Source organism: Psychroserpens sp. NJDZ02, from assembly GCF_004843725.1.
In the GTDB taxonomy this organism is placed as follows: Bacteria; Bacteroidota; Bacteroidia; order Flavobacteriales; family Flavobacteriaceae; genus Olleya.
This window is the reverse complement of the sequence record NZ_CP039451.1, coordinates 953,063-965,276: the sequence shown is the minus strand read 5'-3', so window position 1 is coordinate 965,276 and position 12,214 is coordinate 953,063. Positions and strand designations below refer to the sequence as shown.

General features: G+C 33.7%; 12 protein-coding genes. 5 read left to right on the top strand and 7 right to left on the bottom strand.

The window, feature by feature from the left end; genetic code table 11:
* Positions 1–477 precede the first annotated feature (477 nt).
* Complete coding sequence (locus E9099_RS04310) at positions 478–1,212, bottom strand: hypothetical protein (protein WP_136582478.1); 735 nt, start codon at positions 1,210–1,212, stop codon at positions 478–480.
* Positions 1,213–1,408: 196 nt separating this feature from the next.
* Here E9099_RS04310 and E9099_RS04305 point away from each other — a divergent pair, with 196 nt between their 5' ends.
* Positions 1,409–2,968: an IS1182 family transposase gene (locus E9099_RS04305; RefSeq protein WP_136581760.1), complete on the top strand. Its 1,560-nt coding sequence runs from the start codon at positions 1,409–1,411 to the stop codon at positions 2,966–2,968.
* 100 nt (positions 2,969–3,068) lie between these two features.
* On the opposite strand, the gene E9099_RS04300 is transcribed toward E9099_RS04305, so the two are convergent.
* Positions 3,069–4,019, bottom strand: a complete 951-nt coding sequence (locus tag E9099_RS04300; RefSeq protein WP_136582477.1) for a hypothetical protein — start codon at positions 4,017–4,019, stop codon at positions 3,069–3,071.
* A gap of 723 nt (positions 4,020–4,742) precedes the next feature.
* The gene (locus E9099_RS04295; RefSeq protein WP_136582476.1) at positions 4,743–5,264 is read right to left on the bottom strand and encodes a hypothetical protein; all 522 of its coding nucleotides are present in this window, start codon (positions 5,262–5,264) and stop codon (positions 4,743–4,745) included.
* 1,036 nt (positions 5,265–6,300) lie between these two features.
* On the opposite strand from E9099_RS04295, the gene ltrA reads away from it, so the two are divergent.
* Positions 6,301–7,581, top strand: a complete 1,281-nt coding sequence (ltrA, locus tag E9099_RS04290) for a group II intron reverse transcriptase/maturase (RefSeq protein ID WP_136582475.1) — start codon at positions 6,301–6,303, stop codon at positions 7,579–7,581.
* Positions 7,582–7,673: 92 nt separating this feature from the next.
* Here ltrA and E9099_RS04285 read toward each other — a convergent pair whose 3' ends face one another.
* From E9099_RS04285 to E9099_RS04270, 4 genes are all read right to left on the bottom strand, one after another.
* Positions 7,674–8,183: a hypothetical protein gene (locus tag E9099_RS04285; protein WP_136582474.1), complete on the bottom strand. Its 510-nt coding sequence runs from the start codon at positions 8,181–8,183 to the stop codon at positions 7,674–7,676.
* Entirely contained in the window at positions 8,180–8,506 is a 327-nt protein-coding gene (locus tag E9099_RS04280) for a hypothetical protein (RefSeq protein ID WP_136582473.1), read from the bottom strand. The genes E9099_RS04285 and E9099_RS04280 overlap by 4 nt, the downstream gene beginning before the upstream one ends.
* 172 nt (positions 8,507–8,678) lie before the next feature.
* Positions 8,679–9,284, bottom strand: coding sequence for a ribosome biogenesis GTP-binding protein YihA/YsxC (gene yihA, locus E9099_RS04275; protein WP_136582472.1), 606 nt, complete (start codon positions 9,282–9,284; stop codon positions 8,679–8,681).
* Between the two features lie 144 nt (positions 9,285–9,428).
* Positions 9,429–10,193 (bottom strand): alpha/beta fold hydrolase, encoded by a 765-nt coding sequence (locus E9099_RS04270; RefSeq protein WP_136582471.1) that lies wholly within the window; start codon positions 10,191–10,193, stop codon positions 9,429–9,431.
* Positions 10,194–10,476: 283 nt separating this feature from the next.
* Here E9099_RS04270 and mraZ point away from each other — a divergent pair, with 283 nt between their 5' ends.
* From mraZ to E9099_RS04255, 3 genes are read left to right on the top strand one after another with little or no spacing between them, the layout of a single operon-like run.
* Entirely contained in the window at positions 10,477–10,947 is a 471-nt protein-coding gene (gene mraZ / locus E9099_RS04265; RefSeq protein ID WP_101020918.1) for a division/cell wall cluster transcriptional repressor MraZ, read from the top strand.
* Complete coding sequence (rsmH, locus tag E9099_RS04260; RefSeq protein ID WP_136582470.1) at positions 10,925–11,830, top strand: 16S rRNA (cytosine(1402)-N(4))-methyltransferase RsmH; 906 nt, start codon at positions 10,925–10,927, stop codon at positions 11,828–11,830. The genes mraZ and rsmH overlap by 23 nt, the downstream gene beginning before the upstream one ends.
* A gap of 3 nt (positions 11,831–11,833) precedes the next feature.
* Positions 11,834–12,151 (top strand): FtsL-like putative cell division protein, encoded by a 318-nt coding sequence (locus E9099_RS04255; protein ID WP_101016784.1) that lies wholly within the window; start codon positions 11,834–11,836, stop codon positions 12,149–12,151.
* The last annotated feature ends 63 nt before the right edge of the window (positions 12,152–12,214 follow it).

Sequence of the window (12,214 nt, the reverse complement as noted above, 5' to 3'; positions counted from 1 at the left end):
TATTTGTGATTGATTAATGAGCAAATACCACTACAAAACTCGGTACTGACGAACAGAAATCGTATACAGAGGCATAATTATTCGGGTAAGCAAGCACATCATTGTAACGCCCAAACAGTAACAAAAGGGTAACTATGTAGATACGGCAGTGATTCAGTGAAAGAGGATGCCATTACCTGGGGAGGTCTCCAAAGTTACGAGTTGACTATATGGAGAAGTCAGCAGAAGTCATAGTACTTACAGGAAACGAGTTGAGGCAATACCTCAGAAGGTCTCACAAGTAAGGAAGGACTGAACGTAATTCTCTTCAAAATTCGCATAGGAGCACTAGTGGTAGCCTATGCCTAAATTAGAAGATAGTGTCAAGGGTGAAAAGAGCTTTGGCGTGATGATTTACGAACCGCCGTATACGAGACCCGTATGTACGGTGGTGTGAGAGGCGCACTCCGGCTATTTTAGTCGGAGCCGTCTACTCGATTACCTGCCGTATTTTTTTCTGACTTTTTTATATCGTCTTTCAGATGTATTTAATATAATCACTCCACTTACTCCTTTCGTTCCATAAATCATTGCTGATTTTTCCTTGGTCATATAAGTAATGTCATAAGTTTCTGCTAATAATAGTTCTTTTAAAGGTTCTCTATTTTTTAATAGATAGCCATTGACAATGATTGAAGGTTCTGGAGGAGTGGGGTCTCCACAAAGTCGAAAATGTCTTCTAGAAGGTGAAAGATTCGCAATATTAATATATTCTATTGGATTGTATTTCAATACTTTTATAACTAAAGAATCTACATATTTATATAATTTTTGTTCAGTCAGTTTGTCAAAGTGCATAAGCTTGAGTTCTGACTCATTTTTTTTATTCAGTTCAATAATTCGGAATTTGTTAGTTAAAATTCCATTATGGTAATATTCTATTATTTGTCCGAAATCTTTTTTTTTAAATTTAATTTTTTCTTCACCAACAATTCTCTTTATTCGATTTGGTTCAGTACAAATATTTAATTCGTTTGTCTTAATTTTTCCCTTTTCAATTGACCATTCCGTTTGAAAACAACTTTTTATATTTGAATAAAATTTAATAGTGTCGGTTTTAGAAAACAATCTTTTATCCGTTTTCCATACTCCGTTTAATTCCTTTTTCTTAATTTGAGAGAAAGAGAAATTAGTTAATAAAAGAAAACCTAAAGTTAAAGCAGTTATTTTCATTTTGTATTGTTATGGAAGGTAACGTTGATGTGTATGGTTAGTTGCGTGGTTTAGCAACTAATTTAGTAAACTTTTACGAACCTGAGAATATTCCGAAGGAATATTCCAGATGAGCACTTACAAAGCAATTAATTATACACGGTGTGCCTGTTGCACAACGTGTTGTTAAAGATATAGAAATTTCGTATATTTAATAATGCAAGGCACAAAAATATATCAAGAGAAATTATTCAACAATTTCCAGTTGAGTCGTCGGGTTCCCCAAGACAATTTTTATAGACGATTATCAGAAATTTTAGACTTAGAATTTCTACGGAATCAAACAAAAATCTATTACGGAAACTGTGGACAAAAAAGTTTAGATCCCGTGGTGTTTTTCAAATTCTGTTTAGTTGGTTATTTAGAGAATATCACCAGCGATAGAAAATTGGTGTTACATTGTAGTCTTCGACTGGATATTCTGTATTTTCTTGGCTATGATATCGATGAAGAATTACCATGGCATTCTACGTTAAGTAGAACACATCAACTGTACCCAGAGTCAGTTTTTGAAAATCTATTTACTCATGTTTTCAAAATGTGCGTAGACATGCATATGGTAAGTGGTCATACCCAAGTTATCGACGCCGCACCTGTAAAAGCAAACGCTTCGATGGATAGTTTAGAGCTTAAAGTACCAGAGGAAGATTTAGAGGCTCATTTACGCGCCTTACGACATATAAGCAATAGAGATAAAGCAGTGCCACTTCGATCAGCCAAAGTTAATAAAGCCCCAAAATTGCAACAAGAATTATCAGCAAGCCGTCAGGAATTACAAGCGATAAAAAGCCGAAACAAAAAATGGTCAAAAGATCAAAACCATCGTCCTGGAGCAGGAAATAAAGGCTCACGTTATACGAGTAATAAAACGCATTATAGTCCAACCGATCCCGATGCTCGCATAAGTGTAAAACCAGGAAAAGCAAGAAAGCTAAACTATTCAAGTCAACTCACGGTAGATGCCGCACATCATGTAATAAGTGATATCAAGGCCTATCATGCCGATGGCAAAGACAGTCAGCATTTACCAGATATTGTATTGCGTGTAAAACGACGCTTATGGCAATCTGGTCTTACCATAGACACCTGTCTCGCGGATACTGGTTACAGTAGTGGCGAGAATTATGCTTTTTTAGAAAAGCAGGATATTACCAGTTACATTCCGCCACACGGCACCTTTAAAGGAGGGCCAGATGAATTTATTTATAATGAAAAAGAAGACCACTACACCTGCCCTCAAGGGAAAATTATTCCCTTTAAAAAGGTGTTTTACGAAAAGAAGAACAACACCAAAAAGAAGGCCTATAGAGGTTCAAAAAAACTTTGTATAGATTGCCCAATACGAAGCGCTTGTTTAAGCAAAACGGCACAAGAAAAGTCATTTTCCGTAACGTATTACCGCGCAGAATACCTACGGAATATAGCACGAGTTGACAGTAAAAAAGGAAGCTATATGAAAGGAAAACGACAAAGCACGGTAGAGCCTGTATTTGGTACATTAACCCAGTTTTTAGGCATGGGAAAAGTGAATACCCTTGGGATTAAACAAGCTAATAAATGTATGCATCTATCCGCAACAGCCTATAATCTTAAAAAGTATTTAAAATATATGAAAAACTTACCAGAAAGTATAGCAGGACTACTTGCTTTTATTAAAAGCACCAAAAACCACCTAATAAGCCTTCGAATACTATGTTTTAAGCCACTTGCATTTTAGAGAAAGTATGGCATATTAAAATTAAAAACAGCTTAAAATCAAAGATTTTAAGCTGTTTTTATGCTTTTTTAAGGGGTTGTGCAACGGTTACCGGTGTTGGCTACAGTTTTACTGTTATTTTTTCATTAACTCCATAAATTGGTTCATAAAGTATTATTTCATTTTCAATAGGCGCAGGTAATTCCATAATAATATATTTTCCTATTAGTTCTTCGTTCATTACTGTTTCAAATGAAAAGTTACTTTTGTAATTGTCAAGACTTAAATCTTTATCGTCTTTAAAAAGTTTATATATTTTTTCGTCAATTAGACTTGATGACATATTAAAAGTGTCAGATACTAATTCCATTTTCCCATTTTTATTGAGATTAATACATTTAACTTTTATATCATCTATCGTTAGTTTTTCATCTAAGTTAGATTTTAAGACTATTTTATTTTCGTATATGTCAATAATTTTATATTCGTTTCCACTTAATTCTATAGTTTTTCCGATATCAATTTTTGATATTTTTTCTTTGGAATAATTTGTAATAAATTTTACATTATAAGAAACTTCTCCTGTTAAATTTTTATCAAATTCAGAATCAAAACTTAATTGATTAGATTGAATAATATTTAAACCATTAAAGGAAGTTGATTCCGATTTCATTGTTTTCAATGGAATATTATTGTTACCAAATAAGTTAGTTTCTGCTATTTTAATAGAAATAACTTGAAATTCTTCTTGAACAAAATTTTTAGGAAAACTTGAACGTAATTCTATACTTTTTGTTCGCTCATTTTTTATTTCAAGTTTAGAGTTTTGTTCAAGATGTTTTATACTTGAAATAATTGACTCCTTTGTCTTGTTTGATTTTAAAAATTTTTTATCAAAGTCTAAATTTTGACTTTTAAAATCATATTTAGGTTTTTTAAATAAATCTTGTGTCATTTCAAATTTCATTGAAAGAATATAATCTTTTTGCTCTTTTGGCATTTCAGATTTCTGAGAATAGATTGATTGAGAAATAAGTATTAAAAATATTAATAAATTAAATTTTGTCTTCATTCTTGATTTTTTTTAATTGTAGCCAACGTGTTTGTGCATGATTAGTATGCGACGTTAAGCCACTAATTTAGCAAATAAAAACTAACCATTAGTGAAATTCGGCAGAATTTCACGACAATAAAAACCAAGCATATTAATTATGCGCGGTGTTAGCAACTGGTTTAATTCCGTTATTCAGCTTTCTGTTTTTTTAAAATTCAGCTTTGTCCTTTGGTTTTCTAAGTTGTTGTCTTTAAAAACAAACCGGGGAAAATCCATTTTCATAATATTCAGCCGTAAAGATTAGATTCTGTTATAATCAAACTCAGAGTTTAGCTATTTTATAAAAAGCTAAAAGCGATCTTTTTGCTAAAATTTTCGATGCAAAAATCGACTTCGGGCAAGCCAAAATTCAGAATTAATATGTTTGTCTTTTTTGATTAAACATGTGGTAAAAGAATATATTTTTTTCAGAGCGTACCAACCTGAATTCCCCTTTTTAAATAGACAATAAACTTTGGCTTAAAAACTTAGTTTGCTGATTTACACACTTGTTGCTAACGGCTCAGTGTATGAAACGTAGCGTGCAAAAAGATACTACATTTTGGATTTAGCACAGAGCTAATTTTTTATATTTTGATTTAACTTTTCAGTTTTAAAGCCAAATTAAAAATTTGGCGGTCTCAGCAAATAAAACTCAAACCTTTCGGTTTAGCACTTATTAGCTATGTTTTATAAACCGTGTTACCCAACGTTTTTTATTCTTTTTTTTATCAATCCAATAATTAGAATTACTAAAAAAACAACTCCAATTGTTTTGAATTTTTTCCAACTATTTTTTTTACAAGAATTATAGTCTTTAATGTCTAATATTTTTCTCCCTTTTGGTAACTCGATTCCGTAAACAGAGATATAATTATTCACATATGTTTTTCCTGAATTTAAATCACTTGCCTTAGCTGTAATTCTTAAATTATCTCCAACATCAAGGTTCAAAAGTTCTTTTTTGTTTATGAGGCTTAAAGAACAATCTTTTAATTCAAAATTTTGTTCATAATCGTTGTCAATCAATTTCAGATAAGCAGCAATTTCTGTAGTTGCTTTTGAGAATTCGGGTTTTACAGACAATTTTATATTCACAATCTGAATTTCAGATTCTTTTACAATTGATGGATTAAAATAGAAATACAAAACACCTAGAACGCAAATAGCAATAAAACCAAGAGTTTCTGTCATACCAATATCGTCAAAAATTTTCTTTAGCATATTCTATTTCGATATGTTTTTTAATGTTGGGTAACGGTCTTGTATAAAAAGAGTTGCGTTTTTGCGTGCGAGGATTTTCCGTAGGAAAATCAGAAGTAGCAAAAGTGCAACGACTTTTAAAATTAGTTCTAAATATAGCAATTTTTTTTATGCATTGTTAGCTACTGTTACGAGACATTTGAGTAAGCACATTTTATATATTCTGCATAAAAAGATTATTTCTGAGTGAAGTCCGCAAAGTGATTATGTTTTTTTAAAATTCCGTTTGAGTGACTATTCCGTAACTGGCTATATTCCGCAAGAGTATATTCCGAATTCGAGTAAATGATTCCGCATTATCTAATTCAGATTTTAAGTGGTTTTTTCAGCGTAAAGTTTGGTGGAATTCCGTTTGGTAATTTTTCCGAGTTATAGTAGCTAACGTTGTTGTATATGATTTGTTGCGTGTTTCAAGCAACTAATTTAGTAAATAATTACCAACCAAGAAAGTCCGCGAGGACTTTCGTAAGTAGGCGAGAAGCCAGCAATAAATTATATACGGTGTGTGTGCCCAGCATGGGCATCTTTTTATTTACCTAAAGGTAGATAATTAATCTAGAGGGTGCAAGTCCCTTATGCGCAGGAGTAACGTCTTGAAGCATTAGTAAGTCGCAAGGGTGAAAACCGTGAGGTTTTATCTGAAGGAAGCGAGACTACAAAACTCGGTACTGACGAACAGAAATCGTATACAGAGGCATAGTTATTCGGGTAAGCAAGCACATCATTGTAACGCCCAAATAGTGCTAAAAGGGTAATTATGTAGATACGGCAGTGATTGAGTGAAAGAAGATGCCATTACCTGGGGAGGTCTCCAAAGTTACGAGTTGACTATTTGGAGAAGTCAGCAGAAGTCATAGTACTTACAGGAAACGAGTTGGGAAACCCCCATAGGTCTCACAAGTAAGGAAGGACTGAACATTAAATTACGTTGTCATTCGATTAGGATGCTTAGCTAGCCTAGTTTTAGAGCAACAGGAGTACACGTATTATTAACCCTATGATTGAAAACGTATTAGCAGCAACAAACCTTTATAAAGCAACACGACAAGTGGAGCGCAATAAAGGTGCGAGCGGTGTAGATGGTATGAAAACAACGAAGCTTTCTAAATATATATTAGAAAACCGTTCAATAGTGCTATCCACCATTCGAGAAAACCGCTATACTCCAAAACCAATATTAGGGGTAAGCATTCCAAAAGGACAAGGTAAAACTAGACTTTTAGGAATACCCACGGTAGTAGATAGGTGGCTACAACAGGCGGTAAGTCAGCAATTAATGGTTCATTTTGAGTATGATTTTGAACCCGTTAGTTACGGCTTCCGCCCACAAAAGAACATCCAAAAAGCAGTACTACAAGCTCAAACGTATATCAATTCAGGTTACCAAGATATTGTAGATATTGATTTAAAAGGATTCTTTGATCAAGTAGACCACTGTATTTTACTACAACTTATTTACCACAAGGTAAAATGTCCAACCACCTTACGGTTAATCCGAAAATGGCTAAGAGTTCCCATTTTAATAAATGGAAGACTCAAAAAGCGCAGAAAAGGAATCCCGCAAGGCAGTCCAATAAGTCCTTTATTATCTAATATTATGTTAGATGTACTGGACAAAGAAATGAAAAGTATGGGCTTGCGTTATGTGCGCTATGCTGATGATTTTAGCGTTTACGCTAAAAGTAAAAGCGAGGCGAAACAAATAGGAAACAAACTGTTTGTCTTTTTAAGAGACAGACTTAAATTACCTATAAATAAAGCCAAAAGTGGGCTGCGTAGACCTGTAAATTTTGAGTTACTCGGACATGGTTTTGTGCCCGTTTATAAAAAGGGAGTGAAAGGACAATATGCATTAGTGGTAGCTAAGAACAGTTGGGCAAAGTTTAAACGTAATCTAAAAAGTATCACCAAGAAAACCAAACCGATGTCGTTGTTAGAACGTCTTGAACGGCTTAACCAAGTCTGCCGAGGCTGGATGACTAATTATCGCTTAACAAACATCTATGCAAAAAGTAAAAAGCTAGATGAATGGTTAAGAAATCGATTACGCTATTGTATTTGGCATGATTGGAAGAAACTAGAACGCAAGCGTAAAAACTTGATTCAATTAGGTGTAGAGGCAGGACAAGCTTATGCTTGGAGTAGAACCAGAATGGGAGGTTGGGCAGTAGCTCAAAGTCCTATTTTAAAGACTACTATCACAACTTCTAGGCTTAAACGAAAAGGGTATAAACCTTTGTTAGATTATATTAATAATACGCAAACTTCAATTTGGTGAACCGCCGTATACGAGACCCGTACGTGCGGTGGTGTGAGAGGCGCACTCCGGCTATTTTAGTCGGAGCCGTCTACTCGATTGTAAAACGTTTTTTATTCACTCGGAATTTTATATTTTCCATCTGTTAATTCCCAATTATTTTTCTTTTGGTCAAATATAAATCTCATATCAGGAACGTAGCCATTTGTTCCGCCACATTCTAATGCAAAATCTGCCTTTTTAAATTTCAGACCATTATTGAAATGAATTTTCCGTTTTCCAGTAATATTTACAATTCCAAAATTCACGTCAACTGTGTCAATTCCGATTATTTTATGAGTCAGACGCAAAACTCGAATTGTCTTTTTTTCTTTAATTGATAAGTCAATTAGTTCTCCATTAGTCAGGAATTTGTATCGGTCAGATACATTCAGTTTGGAAATTCGTTTTCCGTTTTCATTCAGTTCTACATATTTCCAACCGCTTGAAAGTAAAAGATCAAATCTGTTATTTAATGCTCGGACGTAAATACTATCCAATTCAATCGTATTCAGTTCGGTTTCTTGTCCAAAAGTCAAAAAACTAATTAAAGTCAATATGATTGTCAAAACATTTTTGTTCATTTTATTCGTACAAATTTTCCAGAATGTGAAATCACGTGCAAGTTCACTCGCAATGTAAAATCAATTGTATCATTTTTACAATTCGTAATCTCATAATATGGTTTTCCATTTGAGGTTAACATTTTTTGAAATTCAGTCAACGAGTCTTTTTGTTTTTCAAGAGATTTTAACCTAAAAGAATTCTCTCCAAGACTTTCAATCTGATAGCTACGATTTAATTCAGAGTTTATTTCGGTTAAGTTTTGTCCGACTATTTCAAACTCAAATTTTGGATAGTCAGAAAACTGTTTGTCATAAATAACTTTATATTTTCCGTTATTCAAACCGCAATTTTTATCAGCGCATTTAAATCCGAAACAGAATATTATTAATATGTACAGAATTTTTTTCATAATGTTTTACAACTAGTTATATGATGACTTTTGTTCCATATATCCCCTAAATATTACGGGATATGAGGAACTTTTGTTCCTGATTTTGGTTTTTATAATAGTATTAATCTATTACAAAACTTTGATTTAAACTATCAATATAACCAAGGACATCTTCTTTTCCGATGTCTTTGCTAGAAGAGGTGACAAAGTAATTGGGCATCTCTTCCCAAGTTTCTAACAAGATGTTTTTGTAAGCGTCAACATGGTTGTCAATAGCTTTTGGTTTAAGCTTGTCGGCTTTAGTAAATATGATAGAAAACGGAATACCTTTTTCTCCTAAATACTGCATAAATTCTTGATCAATAGGTTGGGGTAAGTGTCTAATGTCTACTAATACAAATGCGGTTACTAATTGTTCGCGTTGTTCAAAATATTGAGTAATAAATTTTTGAAAGACTTTTTTTGCACTTTTAGAGACTTTGGCATAACCATAGCCAGGTAAATCCACTAAAAACCATTCTTTGTTAATTGTAAAGTGGTTTATTAGCTGTGTTTTTCCTGGGCGTCCAGAGGTTTTAGCTAAGCTTTTTCTGCTTGTAAGCATATTTATTAAAGACGATTTTCCAACATTACTTCTACCAATAAAAGCATATTCAGGTAAGCGGTCTTTGGGGCATTTTGAGGCGTCAGAATTACTGGTTACAAATTCGGCAGATTTAATGTGCATAGGTATGTGTTTCTGCGAAAGCAAAAAGCGTATTTAAATTAAACAAAAAGCTCAGGCCAATACATAGTTAGCCATTAGAGTCGGTGTAAAAGTAAGGACAATAAAGTAATCAAAAAAGTTTAAGCTTTTAAAACGCTTTAAAAACTATATTTTGCGTGCTTTAAACCAATCAAATAAAATTTGATTAAAAGTATCAGGATGTTCCATCATAGCAGCGTGGCCACATTTATCAATCCAAAATAAATCAGAATCTGGTAACAACGCATTAAACTCGTCAGCAACCTCAGGAGGTGTAACGCCGTCATTTTTACCCCAAATGATACAGGTCGGTGTCGTCATTTTTGGCAAGTCTTTAGCCATATTGTGTCTAATCGCACTTTTGGCAATAGCTAAGGTCTTAATTAGTTTATTACGGTTGTTTACGGTTTCGTAAACTTCGTCTACAATGTCTTTAGTAGCCACTGCAGGGTCGTAAAAAACTTCTTGTGCTTTTTTCTTAATGACTTCGTAATCGCTACGTTTGGTATAACCGCCACCCATTGCACTTTCGTATAATCCAGAACTTCCGGTAATAACTAAAGCTTTAACTGTTTCAGGGTGCATTTTTGTATGGTATAAACCAATATGTCCACCTAGTGAGTTTCCTAATAATACGACGTTTTCAAGTTCTTTAAAAAGAATAAAATCGTATAAATATTTAGCAAACGATTTAACATTTGTTTTAAGTAGTGGCTTACTGTAAATAGGTAATTCTGGAATAATGACTTTGTACCCCTTAGTGCTAAAAAAAGTGGTTACTGCTTCAAAATTACTTAATCCTCCCATAAGTCCGTGAAGTACAATTATTGGCTGTCCTTCTCCAACTTCAATATAGTTGAATTTTCCTTCTTTTTTAAGTATTCTAGTCATTAACGATTAGTAGTTTACATCGAAAGCAAATATAAGTATTTCATTTAAAAAATCGACATTTTAATGATTTAGTTGAGTAGACTTTTTTTTAAGAAAATTTAAATTTCCTCCCACTTAGTTATTACTCTTCTAGTTAACCGATTTTATTGACTATTAATCGATTTTAAAAGGGGGTAACCTGTTAAAGTGGTAATACTTATTAACAATGTGGTAAAATGTGGTAAGATGTGGTAAAATTTTCAATATATTTGATTTTTACAAATTTAGACGCTAAAAAAAGGTTGTGAACTCATTAATAGGGACATACGAATGTAAAGTAGACGCAAAAGGACGGCTTATGCTGCCTGCTGCGCTGAAAAAGCAGTTGGCTCCCGAGTTACAAAATGGATTTGTTATAAAACGAGCAGTGTTTCAGGAGTGTTTGGAATTGTATCCAATGCAAGAATGGGACGCATTAATGCTAAAAGTAAATAAGCTTAATCGTTTTAAAAAGAAAAATAACGATTTTATTCGCAGGTTTACTGCGGGAGTAAAATTGGTGGAAGTGGATACAAATGGACGGTTGCTAATACCAAAGGATTTGGTAGGGTTTGCGTCAATAGCTAAAGATATTGTAATGTCTTCGGCTGTTAATATTGTTGAAATTTGGGATAAAACGAAGTATGAGAAAGCTATTGATGACGCAACATTAGATTTTGCCGATTTAGCTGAAGAAGTAATGGGTCAAGACAATGAAGATGACAGCATATCATAATCCAGTATTATTACATGAAACCGTGGATGGTTTGGCTATCAAAGAAGATGGGGTCTATGTAGATGTCACTTTTGGTGGTGGTGGACATAGTAGAGAAATTTTAAATCGCTTAGGGGAAAACGGGAGGTTATACGCGTTTGATCAAGATAAAGATGCGCTTGAAAATGCAATTGACGATCCTAGGTTTACATTAATACATGAAAATTTTAGATATATCAAGCGCTTTTTGCGTTTTCACGGTGTGAAAGCTGTGGATGGTGTTTTGGCAGATTTTGGAGTGTCATCGCATCAGTTTGATGTAGCAGAACGTGGTTTTTCAACCCGTTTTGAGGCGGTTTTGGATATGCGTATGAATCAGAATGATACATTGTCGGCATACCATGTTATTAATGAGTATGAAGAAGAACAGCTTAAACAGGTGTTGGCGCAATATGGCGAGTTAAGGTCTGCGTCTGCTATGGCTAGGTTGATTGTGGAGCATCGTAAGACTGAAATTATTAAAACTAGTGATCAGCTAAAAAAGGTGTTGCAGCAGTTTTTGTCACCTAAGCATGAAAATAAAATATTAGCACAGATCTATCAGGCGATTCGTATTGAGGTGAATCAAGAAATTGAAGCTTTAAAAGAGTTTTTGCAGCAAACGCCAGAGATTTTAAAACCAGAAGGGCGTTTAAGTTTGATATCCTATCATTCTTTAGAGGATCGCTTGGTTAAGCGTTTTATAAGGAATGGTTTGTTTGAAGGCGAGCCGGAGCGTGATGTTTTTGGTCGCTTTGAAGTGCCTTTAAAAAAAGTGGGAGGACTAATTATTCCGTCTAAAGAAGAAATTAAAATTAATAATCGAGCACGTAGTGCAAAGTTGCGTATTGCAGAAAAGGTGTAATAAATGAAAAAAAGTATCTATAGTATATTAAGAGGGACTTTTCTGGTTAGTGAAGATTCTTTTAAAAATTGGAGACTGATTCTTTTTATTTCAGCTTTAGCAATAGTAATGATTGCGAGTTCGCATAGTTTGGATAAAAAAGTATACGAGATAGCAAAGCTTAATAATCAAGTTAAAGAATTGCGATCCGAGTTGTATGATGGTAGGACCAGATTGATGCAACTGAAAATGGAATCTTCCGTTGTTAAAAAAATGAAAGAAAAAGGGTTGGCGCCTTCCGTAATTCCGCCTAAAAAAATAATTGTTAAATCACAAACCTAAGTTCACATCGTGGCAGTAAACGAAAAGAACATATTAAACAGATTGTATTTTGTCGCAGGATGT